17 protein-coding genes are annotated in these 16,678 nt (G+C 48.8%); 6 read left to right on the forward strand and 11 right to left on the reverse strand.

What is annotated here, in order from left to right; translation table 11 throughout:
* Window positions 1-186: 186 nt before the first annotated feature.
* Complete coding sequence (gene sbcD / locus RHD99_RS19180) at window positions 187-1,404, forward strand: exonuclease subunit SbcD (protein WP_309875962.1); 1,218 nt, start codon at window positions 187-189, stop codon at window positions 1,402-1,404.
* Window positions 1,401-4,556 carry an exonuclease subunit SbcC gene (gene sbcC / locus RHD99_RS19185; RefSeq protein WP_309875963.1) on the forward strand — a complete coding sequence of 1,052 codons (3,156 nt, stop codon included), beginning with the start codon at window positions 1,401-1,403 and terminating at the stop codon, window positions 4,554-4,556. Before sbcD ends, sbcC begins: the two co-directional genes overlap by 4 nt.
* Before the next feature lie 163 nt (window positions 4,557-4,719).
* On the opposite strand, the gene mak is transcribed toward sbcC, so the two are convergent.
* Window positions 4,720-5,631, reverse strand: coding sequence for a fructokinase (gene mak, locus RHD99_RS19190; RefSeq protein ID WP_309875965.1), 912 nt, complete (start codon window positions 5,629-5,631; stop codon window positions 4,720-4,722).
* Between the two features lie 125 nt (window positions 5,632-5,756).
* On the opposite strand from mak, the gene rdgC reads away from it, so the two are divergent.
* On the forward strand, window positions 5,757-6,668 hold the full coding sequence (rdgC, locus tag RHD99_RS19195; RefSeq protein WP_309875966.1) for a recombination-associated protein RdgC: 912 nt from the start codon (window positions 5,757-5,759) through the stop codon (window positions 6,666-6,668).
* A gap of 41 nt (window positions 6,669-6,709) precedes the next feature.
* On the opposite strand, the gene ppnP is transcribed toward rdgC, so the two are convergent.
* The 5 genes from ppnP to RHD99_RS19220 form a co-directional block, all read right to left on the reverse strand.
* Entirely contained in the window at window positions 6,710-7,003 is a 294-nt protein-coding gene (ppnP, locus tag RHD99_RS19200) for a pyrimidine/purine nucleoside phosphorylase (RefSeq protein WP_183271366.1), read from the reverse strand.
* Between the two features lie 80 nt (window positions 7,004-7,083).
* Window positions 7,084-7,761 carry an AroM family protein gene (locus tag RHD99_RS19205; RefSeq protein WP_270140326.1) on the reverse strand — a complete coding sequence of 226 codons (678 nt, stop codon included), beginning with the start codon at window positions 7,759-7,761 and terminating at the stop codon, window positions 7,084-7,086.
* 280 nt (window positions 7,762-8,041) lie between these two features.
* Window positions 8,042-8,233: a YaiA family protein gene (locus RHD99_RS19210; protein ID WP_270140328.1), complete on the reverse strand. Its 192-nt coding sequence runs from the start codon at window positions 8,231-8,233 to the stop codon at window positions 8,042-8,044.
* Between the two features lie 44 nt (window positions 8,234-8,277).
* Complete coding sequence (aroL, locus tag RHD99_RS19215) at window positions 8,278-8,802, reverse strand: shikimate kinase AroL (protein ID WP_183271369.1); 525 nt, start codon at window positions 8,800-8,802, stop codon at window positions 8,278-8,280.
* A 110-nt stretch (window positions 8,803-8,912) separates the two neighbouring features.
* Complete coding sequence (locus RHD99_RS19220) at window positions 8,913-9,374, reverse strand: YaiI/YqxD family protein (protein ID WP_309875968.1); 462 nt, start codon at window positions 9,372-9,374, stop codon at window positions 8,913-8,915.
* Between the two features lie 172 nt (window positions 9,375-9,546).
* On the opposite strand from RHD99_RS19220, the gene proC reads away from it, so the two are divergent.
* A complete protein-coding gene (gene proC / locus RHD99_RS19225) occupies window positions 9,547-10,356 on the forward strand; it encodes a pyrroline-5-carboxylate reductase (RefSeq protein WP_183271371.1) in 810 nt (269 codons plus the stop codon).
* A gap of 34 nt (window positions 10,357-10,390) precedes the next feature.
* Here the strand turns inward: proC and adrA are convergent, their stop codons facing one another.
* The 4 genes from adrA to RHD99_RS19245 form a co-directional block, all read right to left on the reverse strand.
* Window positions 10,391-11,518 (reverse strand): diguanylate cyclase AdrA, encoded by a 1,128-nt coding sequence (adrA, locus tag RHD99_RS19230; protein ID WP_374708494.1) that lies wholly within the window; start codon window positions 11,516-11,518, stop codon window positions 10,391-10,393.
* A gap of 90 nt (window positions 11,519-11,608) precedes the next feature.
* Window positions 11,609-11,926 (reverse strand): PsiF family protein, encoded by a 318-nt coding sequence (locus RHD99_RS19235; RefSeq protein WP_309875972.1) that lies wholly within the window; start codon window positions 11,924-11,926, stop codon window positions 11,609-11,611.
* Between the two features lie 235 nt (window positions 11,927-12,161).
* Window positions 12,162-12,422, reverse strand: coding sequence for an anti-adapter protein IraP (gene iraP / locus RHD99_RS19240; RefSeq protein ID WP_309875974.1), 261 nt, complete (start codon window positions 12,420-12,422; stop codon window positions 12,162-12,164).
* Window positions 12,423-12,675: 253 nt separating this feature from the next.
* Window positions 12,676-13,896, reverse strand: coding sequence for a multidrug efflux MFS transporter (locus RHD99_RS19245; protein WP_309875975.1), 1,221 nt, complete (start codon window positions 13,894-13,896; stop codon window positions 12,676-12,678).
* A 260-nt stretch (window positions 13,897-14,156) separates the two neighbouring features.
* On the opposite strand from RHD99_RS19245, the gene ddlA reads away from it, so the two are divergent.
* Complete coding sequence (ddlA, locus tag RHD99_RS19250; RefSeq protein ID WP_309875977.1) at window positions 14,157-15,257, forward strand: D-alanine--D-alanine ligase; 1,101 nt, start codon at window positions 14,157-14,159, stop codon at window positions 15,255-15,257.
* 3 nt (window positions 15,258-15,260) lie between these two features.
* Here ddlA and RHD99_RS19255 read toward each other — a convergent pair whose 3' ends face one another.
* A complete protein-coding gene (locus RHD99_RS19255) occupies window positions 15,261-15,491 on the reverse strand; it encodes a DUF2754 family protein (protein ID WP_309875979.1) in 231 nt (76 codons plus the stop codon).
* A gap of 272 nt (window positions 15,492-15,763) precedes the next feature.
* Between RHD99_RS19255 and RHD99_RS19260 the strand changes: the two genes are divergently transcribed.
* Window positions 15,764-16,090, forward strand: coding sequence for a DUF2755 family protein (locus RHD99_RS19260; RefSeq protein ID WP_374708443.1), 327 nt, complete (start codon window positions 15,764-15,766; stop codon window positions 16,088-16,090).
* Window positions 16,091-16,678 lie beyond the last annotated feature (588 nt).

The raw sequence follows: 16,678 nt of genomic DNA on the forward strand, positions 1-16,678 counted from the left end.
GGAAGATACCCAAAGGTGTAATTGTTGTTTCAATGCGGCGCCATTATGCGTCAGATTTATTACAGATTTATGAAATACATGACTGTTTGATGACTCATCATTTTGATTTATGACACAGACAGATATGACGTTTTTCGCCTCACCCCTTTATAATCGAGACTTCGCTTTTAAGCCACTGGACAGGTTATGCGCATTATTCACACATCAGACTGGCATCTTGGTCAAAATTTTTATACCAAAAGCCGTGGCCCAGAGCACCAGGCTTTTCTTGAGTGGTTGCTCAATGCCGCAGTCGTTCATGATGTGGATGCAATAGTTGTCGCAGGGGATATTTTTGATACCGGCTCACCGCCGAGCTATGCCCGTGAACTGTATAACCGATTTGTGGTGCAGCTTCAGGCGACCGGATGTTCCCTGGTGGTTCTCGCGGGAAACCATGATTCGGTTGCAACACTTAACGAATCGCGAGAATTAATGGCGTGCCTTAACACTTATGTCATCGCCAGCGCCCGTCACGATGCCAGCCAACAGGCGATGGTACTCAATAAGAAAGATGGCGAGCCGGGGGCTATTCTCTGTCCCATTCCATTTCTGCGTCCCCGCGATATCCAAAACAGCCAGGCAGGTTTATCCGGCCACGAAAAGCAGCGTTCATTAATGGAGTCCATTAGCGAACATTATCAGCAGTGTTTCCGCGCGGCTTGTGATTTACGTGCGGATGCGAAGCTGCCGATTATCGCCACCGGACATTTAACCACGGTGGGTGTGACGAAAACGGATGCGGTGCGCGACATTTATATTGGCACGCTAGACGCCTTCCCGGCGCAGCATTTCCCGCAAGCGGATTACATCGCCCTGGGCCATATTCATCGCGCACAATTAATTGGTGGCACCGAACATATCCGCTACAGCGGCTCGCCAATACCGTTGAGTTTTGACGAAACCGGCAAGGTCAAAAGCGTTTATCTGGTTGAGTTTGCAGAAGGTAAATTGAGTGAGGTTACCCCACTTCCAGTCCCTGTTAGCCAGCCTTTGGCGGTGATCAAAGGTTCACTGAGCGAAATTGAACAGCAGCTTGCTCAATGGCGCGATGCCCCCGCAGACCCCAAAGTCTGGTTGGATATCGAAATCGCCACGGACGAATATCTACATGATATGCAGCGCCATATTCAGCAGTTGACTGACACACTGCCGGTCGAGGTCGTTTTGCTGCGCCGTAGCCGTGAGCAGCGCGAGCGTGTCATTGCTCAACAACACAAAGAAACACTGAGCGAACTGACGGTTGAAGACGTTTTTGAGCGCCGTCTGGTTCAGGAAGAGACTACCGAGGAGCGCGCGCACCGTTTGCGCACCCTGTTTGCCCAAACAGTGGCAAGTCTGCATGACGCGGAGGAACAGGCATGAAAATCCTCAGCCTACGGTTAAAAAATCTAAACTCCCTGAAAGGGGAATGGAAAATTGATTTCACTCGCGAACCTTTCGCCAGCAATGGTTTGTTTGCAATAACCGGGCCGACAGGTGCCGGGAAAACGACACTGCTGGATGCTATCTGCCTCGCGCTTTATCACAAAACTCCGCGCCTCAATACGGTCTCACAATCGCAAAATGATCTCATGACTCGCGACACAGCCGAATGTCTGGCGGAAGTGGAGTTTGAAGTCAAAGGCACCGCCTACCGTGCATTCTGGAGCCAAAACCGGGCACGCAACGCAGCAAACGGTAACCTTCAAGCTCCACGCGTTGAGCTTGCGGAAGTGGCAAGCGGCAAAATCATCGCCGATAAAGTAAAAGACAAGCTCGATGTTACCGCCAAATTAACCGGCCTCGATTACGACCGCTTTACCCGCTCCATGATGCTCTCGCAGGGCCAGTTTGCGGCGTTTTTAAATGCCGATGCCAATGACCGCGCGTCCTTGCTTGAAGAGCTTACCGGAACTGAGATTTACGGCGCTGTTTCTGCGGCGGTATTTGAAAATCATAAAAATGTACGCAGCCAACTTGAGAACTTACAAGCGCAGGCGGCAGGTGTTGCGCTGTTAAGCGATGAGCAGCACCAGCAGCTTTCTGCTAGTTTGCAAATACTGACTCTTGAAGAAAAAAATCGTCTTACGGAGCAGCAAACGCTTCAGCTCCATCAGAAGTGGCTGAGTCAACTCAACCCGTTGACTCAACACCACGCGCATTCAGAAGCGGCGTTGAATGCGGCCGCCCGTGCCATTGAGGAAGCGGCACCGCAACTCGAAAAGCTGATGCGAGCTCAACCCGCAGAAAAACTGCGCCCTGACTGGCAGCGCCTGCAAGAACTGAAAACTTCGCTGAAAAATACCCGCATTCAGACGGAAGAAGTGAATACTCGCTTACGTCAGGCGACAGTGCGCCGCCAGCAGACGCGACTTGCTGCCGCAAGCCAGGCGGCAAAATTGACGCATGAAAGTACCGAACTGCAACAATGGCTGAAAACACACGACAGTTATCGCCTGTGGGGTACTGAACTCACAGGCTGGCGTATGGCCTTCAGCCAACAGCAAAATGAGGCAAAAAAGCTTCAAGACTTTCAGCGTGATATAGAAACCCTTCAGAAAAAGCTCGAATTACTGCCAGCAGTTGAGCTTGCACTCAGTGCAGATGAAGTGAGCACGCACTTACAAGAAACGATTTCAGCACGCCCTTTGCGCCAGCAGCTTGCGACCATACAACCGCAACTTTCCTCACTGCTAAAACGCAAAACACAGCAGCAACAGGATATTGCCGCGCTTGAAAAGCAGATAACCCAGCGCGATGCGGAGCTGGCGCTTAAACGCCAGCAATACAAAGAACGACGCCAGCACGAAAGTGACCTGGAAAAAGTGTGCGAGCTGGAAAGCCGTATTGTCAGCCTCGAAGCGGAACGCGCCCGTCTGCAACCTGAGCAACCTTGCCCGTTGTGCGGTTCGACGCAACATCCGGCGGTAGCTGACTACCAGGCCATTCAACCTGGGGAAAATCAGCAGCGACTAGCGGTACTTAAACGCGAAGTGGCAAGCCTTGCGGAAGCCGGTTTTGCAATGAAAGGCCAACTCGATACGCTGCGTTCACAGCGTGAAAGCATGTTGGCCGCCATTAATACCCTCACTGAAGAAGAGGCCGCTCTGCGTTTGCGCTGGCAGCAATTGTGCTCCCGCCTTCAACTGGCACTGACGCCAGAAGATGACCTCCAGCGGTGGCTGGAAAGCGAAGAACAGCGTGAACAACAACTGCATCAACTTAGCCAACGGATCTTACTGGAAGAACAGCTCACTCAATTGCGGCTTCAGCACCAAAAACTTGCCGCGGAGATAGCGTCCCTGCGCGAAACACTGAACGCTGCGCTGGAAAGTGTAGGCCTTCAATATCCGGCCAATGGTGAAGAAAGCAGTTGGCTGGCGGAACGCCAAGAGGAATCACAGCGTTGGCAGCAGCACCATGAGCAACTCCCACGCTTGCAACAGCAACTCGACGCACTGGAAAGCCTGCTTAATGCTATGGTTGATGATGGCACTACGCCCGCTCCGCTATCCGAAAGCGAACACATTTCAGCACTGCAAAACTGGCATAACCTACACAACGACTGCATTGCTCTGGAGAGCCAGTGGAAGACACTGCAACAGCAGCTGCAACAGGAAGAAAGCCGCGTAGAGCAGGCAAGCGCGCAGTTCCTGACAGCACTGGCCACCAGCCCGTTCGCGGATACGGAGTCATTCCAGGCCGCACTACTGGAAGAAACAGAACGCCAGCAGCTTGAGTTGAAAAAACAACAGCTTGAGCAACAGCATCAGCAGCAAACCACACTGTATCAGCAGGCTGTAAAGGCGCTGACCGAGCATAAAGCCGCTCGCCCTGCAACGCTTGCTGAAGATGTAGAACTGAGTTCGCTGGAAGAACAACTGAGGGTATGCCATCAGAAACTGCGCGAGAACACCACACAGCAGGGGCAAATTCAGCAACAGCTTCGCCATGACGCGGAAAATCGCCAGCGCCAGCAAGGGCTGATGCAGTCCATCGTGGAGTGCCAACAGCAAGTGGAAGACTGGGGCTATCTGAATGCATTAATTGGCTCGAAGGAAGGGGATAAATTCCGTAAGTTTGCGCAAGGGCTGACGCTCGACAATCTGGTGTGGCTGGCGAACAACCAACTCAACCGTTTGCACGGGCGCTATTTGCTGCAACGCAAAGATAGCGAAGCGCTGGAGCTGCAAGTGGTGGATACATGGCAGGCGGACGCGGTACGCGATACACGCACGCTTTCAGGTGGTGAGAGTTTCCTGGTGAGCCTCGCGCTGGCACTTGCGCTATCCGACCTGGTGAGCCATAAAACGCGCATCGATTCGCTGTTTCTTGATGAAGGTTTTGGCACGCTGGATGCGGAGACACTGGATACCGCGCTGGATGCACTGGACACCCTCAATGCCAGCGGCAAAACCATCGGCGTGATAAGCCATGTCGAAGCGATGAAAGAGCGGATTCCGGTACAAATTAAAGTGAAGAAGATTAACGGGTTGGGCGTGAGTCGGTTGGCGAAGGAGTTTGCTGTCGAGTAATGCGGCCCTCACCCCAGCCCTCTCCCACAGGAGAGGGAGAAAACCGAACATCACCTGGCCACAGGATAGGGGGAAAACCAAACATCACCTGGCCACAGGAGAAGGGAAAATCAAACTCGGGTAATTCCCTCTCCCTCAGGGAGAGGGTCAGGGTGAGGGAAAATTACTTCTCAAGCGGCCACAACCACGCCGCACCACGCACGCCACTGGAATCGCCGTGCACTGCTTTGCGAATTGGGGTTTCAAACTCGCCGCCGAACACCCACGGTTTCACCAACTGCGGCACCGTTTTATAAAGACGTTCGTTGTTGCTCATCCCACCACCCAACACGATGACATCCGGGTCCAGAATATTGACGATATGGGCCAGCGATTTAGCAAGACGCATTTCATAGCGCGCGATCGCCAGTTCGGCTACCGGATCTTGTTGATCGACAAGATGCATAATCTCATTACCCTTCAACGACTTTCCGCTCAAGCGATGGTAGTCAGTGCCAAAGCCAGTACCGGAAATAAACGTTTCGATACAACCTTGTTTGCCGCAGTAGCAAGGCACTTCCTCACGAAAACGGAGTTCATCTTCGTCCATCCACGGCAATGGGTTATGCCCCCACTCGCCCGCCGTCCCGTTGCCGCCAATCAGACTGCGACCATTGATGGCCACACCCGCGCCACACCCAGTGCCAATAATGACTGCGAAGACCATTGCCGCCCCGGCAGCCGCACCGTCGATGGCTTCTGAAACAGCCAGGCAGTTCGCATCGTTGGCTAAACGCACTTCACGCTGTAGCGCATCACACAGGTCCTTATCGAAAGGCTGACCGTTGAGCCAGGTGGAGTTGGCATTTTTCACCACTCGGGTATACGGCGAAATCGAACCAGGAATACCAATCCCAACGGTTCCCTTCTCACCCGTTGCCTCTTCAGCCAGGCGCACCAACTCAACGATGGTACCGATTGTTTGCTGATAATCATTTTTGGGCGTCGGCAGGCGATGGCGAAAAAGTTGTTTACCATCGTTCGCCAGAGCGATCACTTCTGTTTTTGTCCCACCTAAGTCGATACCAATGCGCACAGCGATACCCTCATTTAATTAGTGTTATCAATAGAATAGAAGTGTGTAGCCGTAAAGGCAATGAAACAGAGCGCCTGATTCGCTATCATGCGCGCTGCGTTTAACTGACAGTCCGGGAAATAATCATGCTGTGGTTCAAAAATTTAATGGTTTACCGTTTAAGCCGTGACATCACGCTTTCAGCGGATGAGATGGAAAAACAGTTGGCCGCGTTTACTTTCACCCCTTGTGGCAGCCAGGATATGGCCAAGACAGGCTGGGTGTCGCCAATGGGCTCACACACCGATGCATTGACCCATGTCGCCAACGGGCAAATTCTGATTTGTGCCCGTAAAGAAGAAAAAATGATCCCAGCTCCTGTGATTAAACAAGAACTGGAAGCGAAGATCAGCAGGCTAGAGGCCGAACAGGCTCGTAAGCTGAAAAAGACCGAAAAAGATTCTCTGAAAGATGAAGTGCTGCACTCTTTGCTGCCACGCGCTTTCAGTCGTTTCAGTCAGACTATGATGTGGATCGATACGGTAAACGGTTTGATTATGGTGGATTGCGCCAGCGCCAAAAAAGCCGAAGACACCCTGGCATTGCTGCGCAAAAGTCTCGGTTCGCTGCCTGTTGTGCCGTTAGCTATGGAAAATCCTATTGAGCTGACGCTGACTGAATGGGTACGTTCAGGCGACGTTCCTCCAGGTTTTGCGCTGATGGATGAAGCTGAGTTGAAGGCCATTCTCGAAGGTGGCGGTGTGATTCGTTGTAAGCAGCAGGATCTGGTGTGCGACGAAATTGCCGCCCATATCGAAGCCGATAAAGTCGTGACGAAACTGGCTCTCGACTGGCAAGAACGTATTCAGTTCCTGGTCGCCGATGATGGCTCGATTAAACGTCTGAAGTTTGCTGATACGCTGCGCGACCAAAACGAAGATATTGACCGTGAAGATTTCGGTGGGCGTTTTGATGCCGATTTTATTCTGATGACGGGTGAATTGGCGGCGTTGATTAAGAATCTGGTTGAAGCGTTAGGTGGCGAAGCTCAGCGCTAAGCCTTTTCCCTCTTCCGGCGAGGAAGAGGGAAATAAACTATTTATTTGTCCGCAAGATAACGGCAAAGATAGGAAGTCGGTTCGGCAACTTGTAAATGGAATTCGCTGTGTCCTGGAACATGGAACACGGTGCCCGCAGCATAGGTTTTCCACTCGGTTTCACCCGGCAGCAAAACGTGTAATGCCCCACTAACCACTGTCATTTCTTCTGGTTGGGCAGTACTGAAAGCATATTCACCTTCAACCATTACCCCAACACTCGCGCGGCCAGTGCTGCTGCTGGTAAACCCAATAGATTTCACTTTACCGGAAAAGTACTCATTACTTTGAAGCATGACCTGGCCCTTTTTAAAATAGTTGAAAAAACAATATAGAGGGGAACGGAAGAACCTGTCACGCAAATTATTGCCTGCCGTTACGCGAGTAATTCTGACGCTAAACGAGCAATCAGCACGTTCGATAACAATACCGGGACATCTAACGATTTTTGCAACAAATCGCGGTGTGTTTGGTGAAAGCCAAGACAGTCGAGAAGCAATACACCTGCGCCGTCCTTAACCAGTTTTTCCCCAGCCTCGATTAAATCTTGCTCGGTTCCGTGAATCGGATTCGCCAGCTCGTACAAGGGTTCGCTTTGCAATAGCTGCCATTTCTTATGCTGAAATTTCAACATTTCCGGGACGGGGATAATGATACCCACCTGATGCCCATCAACAATTGAAGCTACCAACGGCGGGATAATACGCTCCGGCTCCAGCAAAATACCTTTACGAACGGTAAGGTTAGAAAAACGGTGCGAACACATCAGCAAAATGACATCGAAACCCTGGTTATCCAGCACTTCAATCACATCCTGCAAGGCGCGTTCCACCTTTTGTTTGCCTAAATCAACTAAAACGTTCCCCGACAGAAGCGTCATGAGAGGTTCTTCGCCAGGGGAAAGGGCATATTCCGTCATCACTTCTTCATGTGAGAGATTACCCAACAGACTGAATAGTTTGATTTTTTCTTCAGGAATATGGTCTGTGAGTAGCGGCAGCATTTCACTGACCGGGACAACACCGATGGTAATAATTGCCAATGTTTGTTTCATGCTTCGTTCCGCCCTTGTCCCATATCAGCCCCTCACTGCTGCGCTGGTACCTTTCCTGTGAATGATACTCTGCTGAAGGTCGATTAATAATTAACCACAAAGCGTAGCAGCATAATTGCAGAGTACCTGTCGCAATGTTCAACGAAACGTCAATGACATTAATACAACTTCACGATAATGAATTATTAACAAATGAGTTGAGTGAAAGATGTGATTAATCACCAGATCAATGAATTAACTTTAAAGATGAGGGGGCGATTATGGCATCCATGCCGGGATCTTACGTTTTTTGCGGATCTTCGTAGCGCAGTTTTGCATCCAGCGCTTCTTGTTCGGTCTCGTGTTCACTGATCAGCGTATCAGGATGGGGATGGTCAGCACGAAGTTGATACCAGGTCACAGTTTGGTCCGTGGCCCCTTTTTCAACAGCAACAATACGCGCTTCCCGAGGATATGGAGGATTGCTCGCCATCACACTTCCTTTGGAGATGAATGAGCATTAAGTATAGACAACAATCAGCAGGCCCGAGCCGTATTCAGTACCGCCAGAACCGCTTCTACGATTTCTGCCGGAGGACGAGTGGCATCGACAACATGGTGTGCAGCCTGGTTATAAAGCGCTTCACGTGCGGCGAGGACCTCGACGATTTCGTCCGTAATAGGTCTGCCCGTAAGCGTAGGGCGCTGGCCTTCTTCAGGGAAAGCTTCTAAACGGGATGCCAGGATTTGCGCCGGTGCTCGCAAATAGATAACCACTCCGTTCTCACGCATAAACTGACGATTACTGTCAGCCAGAACCATGCCACCACCCGTGGCAATAACCGTTCCTGGTGCCGTAACGCTTTGCAGCGCCATGGATTCACGACGGCGAAAACCTTCCCAGCCCTCTTGTGCCACGATATCAGCGACGCTCATTTTAGTGCTGGTTAAAAGGTAGTGGTCGGTATCAACAAAGTTACAGCCCAATGCCTGCGCTAGTGCAACACCCACGGTTGTTTTGCCACAACCTCGTGCGCCGACTAAATAAATAGGTTGAGTCATCAGTGGCTAATCCTCAGCAGTCCGCCAGAGTGGGTAAAAATCTGTAACGATTTTCGTTACGCGAAACATAATATCAGCAAGCTAGTACGCGGAATAGATTTACATTATTTTTAGGCGCTTTTTGAACGACCAGCGACGAGCAACCATTTTTCCAGTTCATTGGCAAACAGCTGACGGTCGCGCTGGCTAAGGCTATCTGGCCCGCCAGTTTGTACACCACTGGCTCTTAATGTGTCCATAAAATCGCGCATGGTCAGGCGTTCCCGGATGGTGGCAGGCGTGTACAACTCTCCCCGGGGATTTAAGGCAATCGCGCCCTTTTCCAGCACATCGGCGGCCAGAGGAATATCTGCGGTCACCACTAAATCCCCCTTTTCACAACGGCGCACAATTTCGTTGTCGGCAACATCAAAACCCGTTGCCACCTGCAAGGTACGAATAAAGCGCGATGGCGGGACTTTCAGCCCCTGGTTAGCAACCAGTGTCACCATAATTTGAGCGCGCTCCGCTGCGCGAAACAACACTTCTTTAATCACTTTTGGACACGCATCCGCATCCACCCAGATTTGCATGACAACTCCTGATTGTCGGGGCTAATGGGGGCGATCTTGCCGTGCTTTTCCAGAATCGCAAACTTTATCTTTCACGGCTACGAAGGAAGGCTGTTTTGCTTTAGCGTAGCGCGAGTATCAGAATGCACGTTAAGCTATGCTCATCACACAACTCAAAAGATGGAGTGAGACTATGGATAAGAAGATTGGTTTTATTGGTTGCGGCAACATGGGAACAGCCATCCTTGGTGGTCTGATAGCCAGTGGACAGGTACTTCCAGGTAATATCTGGGTCTACACCCCTTCACCCGATAAAGTTCAAGCCTTGCACGAGCAATACGGTGTTAACGCAGCAGAAAGTGCGCAGGACGTGGCACAAATTGCGGATATCGTGTTCGGCGCTGTGAAACCGAATGTCATGTTAAAAGTGCTCAGTGAAGTCAGTTCCAGCTTGAATAAAGACTCGGTGGTGATTTCCATTGCTGCGGGTATTACGCTGGATTCTCTGGCTAAAGCGCTCGGCCACGATCGCAAAATCATTCGCGCAATGCCAAATACCCCAGCGTTAGTCAATGCTGGCATGACGTCCATCACGCCAAATGCGCTGGCCACTCCCGAAGACATTGCAGATGCGGTTAACATTTTCCGCAGCTTTGGGCTTGCCGAAGTAGTCTCTGAATCCATGATTCATCCCGTTGTGGGCGTTAGCGGTTCAGCGCCTGCTTATGTGTTTATGTTTATCGAAGCCATGGCTGATGCTGCTGTTCTGGGCGGAATGCCGCGCAAACAGGCATATCAATTTGCGGCACAAGCCGTCATGGGCTCAGCCAAAATGGTACTGGAAACCGGCAAACATCCAGGTGAGCTGAAAGATATGGTGTGTTCGCCAGGCGGTACGACTATTGAAGCGGTGAAAGTTCTGGAAGAAAAAGGATTCAGAGCCGCAGTGATGGAAGCCATGGTGAAATGTATGGCGAAGTCCGAGCACTTAGGTAAATCATAATTTTGTGCCCCTCTCCTGTTTGCTGGAGAGGGTTTTAAGCGGCGATATCAGCCACTTCTGTACGGCTGCGCCCAAGTTTTTTAGCTTTATACAACGCCACATCAGCCGCTTTTAGCCATTCGCGATAGCTCACCATATTGTGATCAAACTCCGCCACACCAACACTGATACGCAATGAGAAATGCGGTGCATGAGGTAAACGGAATTCATCAAGATAGTCTCGTACACGAGCCATTGCCTGTATCGCACTCTCTTGCGACGTGCCGGACATGATCACACCAAATTCGTCACCACCGAAGCGCCCCACCACATCCGTAATGCGCAATGTGAGCTGCAAATGTTCGGTAATGGCCAGAATAGCTTCGTCTCCAACATCATGGCCAAATGAATCATTAATCGACTTAAAGTGGTCGATATCAATCAAAAGCAAGGTTGCATTTCGCTGGTAGCGTTGGCAGTTATCATATTCCCCGTGCAGCAGATGTTCCCAGTGACGGCGGTTATATACCCCCGTCATGCCATCGCGCGTGCTCAAGTGCATAAAGCGCCGTTTATGCTCGGACAGTTTTAGTGCAGTACGGTAACTGACCAGTCCAAAGTAAGTGGGATAAATCAATAAAAACGGTAAGCAAATCCATACCTGAGAAGGCATGGTCTGTAGATTCAGCGGGATAAGAAACAGGCCAAGCGTCAACAGACAGCTCAGCACAATAAAACCTAAACCGTTAAAGAACAATTTCAGCCCGCCACAACCAACATTGTTCATGCATATCATTGCAAGTATTAATGCTGAGGGAAGCGCATTCAAACCCATTACCCCAATCCAAACGCCGCCCATCAAAGAATCAATCATTAAATTACGGATTTCTGCCTGAGCAGGGTCTGGCGCATGATCGGCTGTTTGCCATGCTAAATGCGGCCAGATAAAAGCGTTGGCAACCAGGAGTAACCACCACCACCCTGATATAGGCTGCATAACCAGCACCGAAGCGACACAGAAAAAGCCCGTGCCTAATCCAATAGTTCTCGGTATATAAATGCGACGGGCAAATCGCCGTCCTGAGCGATGGCGGTCTTCATCGAGGTAAGTCGAGCTATCCATAAATCCCCCAGGAAGCCATTTACCAGAGTTATGATCATCATTCATGATATTTAGGAATATTCTGAAACATTTGCCGTAATTATAGAAAGCGTACTTTGGGGGAAAGTATGATTTTTCGGGTGAGTCAGCGAAGCGACTCACCCATTTAGCTTACTGAGGCTGTTTTTTCAGGCAATTACTCATGAAGGTTTTACGCGCATCACCGGATAATGTTTGTTTCCCGGCTTCAGCATTACACTCTTTCATTTTCTGCTGTTGCGGAGTCAGGCTTTTATCTGCGGGGGCTGACTCGCTATTTTTCAAGCAGTTACTCATATAGGTTTTACGTTCATCCCCTTTAAGGGTTTTCGCGGTAGCTTGTTGATTACACGTCGTCATACGCTGTTGCTGCGGCGTCTGCACTTTGTCTGCTGCCACCGCAGACCCCATAACACTGACCAATAAAGCCATCATTAATACTGTTTTCATAGCACTATCCCTTTTAATGGAGTGCTTTAATTTTGGTATGTTTATGGCGAAAAGGCGAACTGTCAGTTGGAGATATCCTACCGCCTCGCTATTTATTGGAACCTTTTCAGAGGAGTAATGAGAATAAATAGATTATAGCTGAGATAAAAAATGTATATGGCAGAACATTAATTACCCTTACTAACTATTAAGAAGGGTAATAATAAAATGGAGTCCAAAATAGTAATACACAAATTTAAACGCAAGGGCGGTTCAGGATCCTCGTTAAGTTTTTCTTCAACAGGTGAGCGTCATGAGATGTAATCGTATCACTGGGTCTGACATTGGATAAAGCGTCTTCAATGCTGGTCGTTATTGCCTGTAATTGGCTGCACTCCATTTTGTGGAGAATTGCGGTAACGACTATTTCAAGGGCTTCTATCTGTGCAACAAACTCTTTTGACTCTTCTTCTTTTTCGGCGAGTCTGGTCAGTAACTCAGAAATGAGATTTCTCATCTTAATTGCCCCAAAGGATTTGAAGCATGAAGTTATCATCCTGGTTTCATGTTGCCTAGAGGGGATCACGACTATTTTTATATGTCTTAGCGAATTTGTGTCAGAGTGCAAAATATCTTAAGCCTGCTAACTTAAAAATAGCATCGCGAAGTTATTTCAGATCTAAAATTAACAGCATACTTTATAGCTGATGTAATTTTGGTTAGTTTTTGCCCCTATTAAAAGGAGTAATATGCAGCACAAACATTAAAGATTACGGCAGCCTCTGATCTCGCATAGCATCTTGCTGCTTTTTACGCCGTAACATAATGGCCAACTGCCACACGTTGAGTAGGACGACCAACGCCGTAGCAATGAACACCCAGCGATAACCCGCCACGGCTGACACGCCTGCACCGATTAAGGGGCCAACCACATTCCCCAGATACATAAACGATTGGTTATATCCAAAAATTCGCCCAGTCACCTGATCACTGGAATACTTCACGAGCATCGTTTGAACCGCGGGTAGCATTGCACCATCGGCAAAACCCAATAAAAAACGTAATACGGCCAACTGCCCCGGGGAGGTCACCCATGACATAGCAAAAAATAATATTACTGAAAAAATCAGCGTCGCCATTAATACTCGGGCGGTGCCTATTCTGTCACCCAACTTACCTAATCGTGGCGCTGAAATAAGAGCTGAGATCCCCGGAACCGCCGCTATAAAGCCACTGATAAACGCAATATTGTTACTTTCTGGGGAAAGGTGTTTTATAAACAGAGCAAGTATTGGCCCCACCGAACCATTACAGAGCTGAATGACCATAGTGGTGACAAATAAACTGATCATCAATTTAGGATAAGGAAGAGAAGCAAACACCGCTTTGCCTGATAAACGATCGGCTTTACTTATTTTAGGCCGCGCACCTTCTTTTATCAGGAAGAGTGTCACTAAAAAACTGACCATCAATAATGCGGCTGTGACGTAAAAAACCACCCGCAATCCGAGGGTATCTGCCATATATCCGCCCAGAAGTGGGCCGACAATAACCCCACTGATTTGTGCGGTTGAAAGTGTACTTAAAGCCCAGCCGCTGCGTTCCCGAGGGACTTGAGAGGCCACTAACGCCATCGCATTGGGAATATAGCCAGAGGTGAGCCCCATAACAGCGCGTAGAATAAAGAGCTGCCAAACGTTAGTGGCAAACGCCTGTAATAAAATGGCGACCGCCATCCCGAGCGATGCCCGCAACAGCATCAATTTCCGGCCTTTCCTGTCGGCCAGGCTACCCCACATTGGCGAGACAATAGCAGAAACCAGAAACGTCACACTGAAGGTCAGCCCAGACCACATTGACAATGCCTGATGAGAAGTCACGCCGAGCTGTTCAACATAAAGCGGCAAAAACGGCAGAATTTGACTGATGGCTAATCCGGTAAAAAAGCACCCGAACCATACCGAGATTAAATTGACCTTCCAGGATTCCATACCGAGCACGCTTTATAAGTGAAATAAATAAGCGGAATACTTTGAACCATATCATAAAATTTTAATTTAACGATATATGTCGTAGCCGCGCATCCCGAGACAAAATTGGCCAAACTAAAACCGCTGATATCTGGTACATCATTGATTACGGAATAATCATTATAGAAGTTGCGCGATTTTAAGCTGCAGGAAGCACATGAATACTCGCAATGAGCGTGGTATGTTGTCCGCCTTTGTACAGTTTAAGGATGGGTTTAGGCATGGCAAAACTGCGGGTGGGTATCGTGTTTGGTGGCAAGTCAGCAGAACACGAAGTGTCGCTGCAGTCGGCGAAAAATATTGTCGACGCCATAGATAAATCAAAGTTTGAAGTGGTGTTACTCGGGATTGATAAACAAGGCCAGTGGCACGTCAATGATGCATCCAACTATCTGTTAAACGCAGAAAACCCGGCATTGATCGCCTTGAATCGCTCAGGGACAAATGTCGCCGTGGTGCCAGGCCAAACAGAAAATCAGCTGATTGAATCCTCCTCCGCACAGTTTTTAGCGCCAGTAGATGTTATTTTCCCAATTGTTCACGGCACGTTAGGCGAAGATGGCTCCCTGCAAGGGATGCTACGCATGGCTAACTTACCGTTTGTCGGTTCCGGCGTGTTGGGTTCTGCCGTGAGTATGGATAAAGACGTGACAAAACGCCTGCTGCGCGATGCCGGGCTGAATATCGCACCGTTTATTACCCTTACCCGTGCAAACCGTCACAACATCAACTTTGCTGAAGTCGAAGCAAAACTGGGCGTACCCTTGTTTATTAAGCCTGCCAACCAGGGCTCATCTGTTGGTGTTAGCAAAGTCAGCACCGCTGAGCAGTATGAAACGGCTGTGGCATTAGCCTTCGAGTTTGATCATAAAGTTGTGGTGGAAACTGGCATCAAAGGCCGTGAGATTGAATGTGCGGTTTTGGGTAATGATGCACCACAAGCGAGCACCTGCGGTGAAGTGGTCGTAAACAGTGATTTCTACTCTTACGACACCAAATATATCGATGATAAAGGTGCGCAAGTTGTGGTGCCTGCTGCGATTACCGCTGATATCAACGATAAAATCCGTGAAATTGCAGTACGTGCGTATCAGACGCTGGAATGCAGCGGAATGGCGCGGGTGGATGTGTTCCTGACCGCTGATAATGAGGTTATTATCAATGAGATCAATACGCTGCCAGGCTTCACCAATATCAGCATGTATCCAAAACTCTGGCAGGCAAGCGGCTTAGATTATCAAACACTGATTACCCGTTTGATTGAGCTGGCTCTTGAGCGCCACCAGCAAGATAGCGCTCTGAAAAGTTCGATTACGGCTTAAGCCCTACTCTTTCGCCGCCGCCGGTTCTTCAGGTTCCGGACGGCGGCGAATGATAAATCCCGCTACCCAGAAACAAATAATCCAGGTCACCAACCCAACAGCATAGTTTTGCCAGCCTTCGGTTTTAAATCCCAGCAAGCCAATTACACCATTCAAAATAAAGATCAGGCCAATCGCTACGGCGTAATAGTGCCAGTCACGGCGCATTTTCAAAGACAATGTTTTCGCAGACATGGTGCAATCCGTCAGGGCTAAAAAGAGGACTCATTGTGGCATAGCGCGCGACGTTAAACCGCACGTTAATGCGAGACAAACAGGATAATGTTACGGAAATTTCACCTAAGTTACGAATATGTGATCTCAGACATATATTCACAAACCAGGACTTTTCTGCCCCAATAATTACCAACAATCTGATATTGACAAACAGTATGACCTGCCAAACTCAACGCAATTGAAGTATCAGGCAGATGCCTGGATCGTTTTACTGTTTCATGGGGGGCGTGATGACTGATATGAGTTTGTCGAAACAGGTTGTTCCGGTCATAACCACGGTTTCAACAATGAAAGCAGAGAAATCTACCCGGAGTAATCTGGCATACGCCGCGTTCATTTTGTTCTGCTTTTGGGTTGGTACCCAGATCTTAAGTTTGATGGTTCACGCCCCAGGCGTACTTGAACATCTCGCCCAAGGTAACGATGCCACACGCCCGCGCATTGAAATGGGATTTGCAATTAGCACTGTTTTTGGTCTGGTGCCGTTTCTTGCTGGATGCGTGCTACTCGGCGTGGTTTGCCTGGTGATGAGAATCCACCACCGCCATCATTTTTAACCGTGGCTCATTAAAAATGATCTTTGCCGGTGGTCGCAAATATTAGCGAATTCGCACCATACGGTAATAGCCCCAGTACCACCGGATTTTTACCCGATGCTAATAAGTATCGGGTAAACTTTACTGCTGTCCTGACTATCCAGAGCACCGTTACTTCCTCCCCCAACCGCAGCCGTTTCGCAACCTGACGTAACATTAGCAACGGGAATACTATCTCACTATCGTTCGAAAACGTCCCTGCATCACCTATATAATGATTTCTGTGCGCGCTGATGTACGCAGCGATGCTAATATTATGAGCCCCATAATTTCAAAAATAACTTTTTAATTTAAACATTGCCAAAGCGATGTCTAAATTAATTGAAGTACAAACACATAATAAAATCTTCAATAAAGGAAAATCGACTAATTCCAATTAGCTATTGCTAAAATAGCATTTTTACAAAGATCTAACTATTATTTAGATGTACCAAAGTATCATTCAACCAAAATGAAATAAAGCCTGTTTTCATGCAATTAAGTAGCCATAAATAGACAAAAAATTAGCCAAAAATAAATAATACCATGTACATTATTGCGTTATAAAAA

The sequence above is a fragment of the Buttiauxella selenatireducens genome, assembly GCF_031432975.1.
In the GTDB taxonomy this organism is placed as follows: domain Bacteria; phylum Pseudomonadota; class Gammaproteobacteria; order Enterobacterales; family Enterobacteriaceae; genus Buttiauxella; species Buttiauxella selenatireducens.

Excerpts from the sequence above, each read along its gene's own strand:
- RHD99_RS19245 (WP_309875975.1), bottom strand. The coding sequence starts at position 13,896 with ATGGAATCCTGGAAGGTCAATTTAATCTCGGTATGGTTCGGGTGCTTT.
- RHD99_RS19205 (WP_270140326.1), bottom strand. The coding sequence starts at position 7,761 with ATGAAACAAACATTGGCAATTATTACCATCGGTGTTGTCCCGGTCAGT.
- ddlA (WP_309875977.1), top strand. The coding sequence starts at position 14,157 with ATGGCAAAACTGCGGGTGGGTATCGTGTTTGGTGGCAAGTCAGCAGAA.
- RHD99_RS19235 (WP_309875972.1), bottom strand. The coding sequence starts at position 11,926 with ATGAAAACAGTATTAATGATGGCTTTATTGGTCAGTGTTATGGGGTCT.
- iraP (WP_309875974.1), bottom strand. The coding sequence starts at position 12,422 with ATGAGAAATCTCATTTCTGAGTTACTGACCAGACTCGCCGAAAAAGAA.
- RHD99_RS19255 (WP_309875979.1), bottom strand. The coding sequence starts at position 15,491 with ATGTCTGCGAAAACATTGTCTTTGAAAATGCGCCGTGACTGGCACTAT.
- RHD99_RS19260 (WP_374708443.1), top strand. The coding sequence starts at position 15,764 with ATGACTGATATGAGTTTGTCGAAACAGGTTGTTCCGGTCATAACCACG.
- RHD99_RS19210 (WP_270140328.1), bottom strand. The coding sequence starts at position 8,233 with ATGGCGAGCAATCCTCCATATCCTCGGGAAGCGCGTATTGTTGCTGTT.
- ppnP (WP_183271366.1), bottom strand. The coding sequence starts at position 7,003 with ATGCTTCAAAGTAATGAGTACTTTTCCGGTAAAGTGAAATCTATTGGG.
- sbcD (WP_309875962.1), top strand. The coding sequence starts at position 187 with ATGCGCATTATTCACACATCAGACTGGCATCTTGGTCAAAATTTTTAT.
- proC (WP_183271371.1), top strand. The coding sequence starts at position 9,547 with ATGGATAAGAAGATTGGTTTTATTGGTTGCGGCAACATGGGAACAGCC.
- aroL (WP_183271369.1), bottom strand. The coding sequence starts at position 8,802 with ATGACTCAACCTATTTATTTAGTCGGCGCACGAGGTTGTGGCAAAACA.
- sbcC (WP_309875963.1), top strand. The coding sequence starts at position 1,401 with ATGAAAATCCTCAGCCTACGGTTAAAAAATCTAAACTCCCTGAAAGGG.
- RHD99_RS19220 (WP_309875968.1), bottom strand. The coding sequence starts at position 9,374 with ATGCAAATCTGGGTGGATGCGGATGCGTGTCCAAAAGTGATTAAAGAA.
- rdgC (WP_309875966.1), top strand. The coding sequence starts at position 5,757 with ATGCTGTGGTTCAAAAATTTAATGGTTTACCGTTTAAGCCGTGACATC.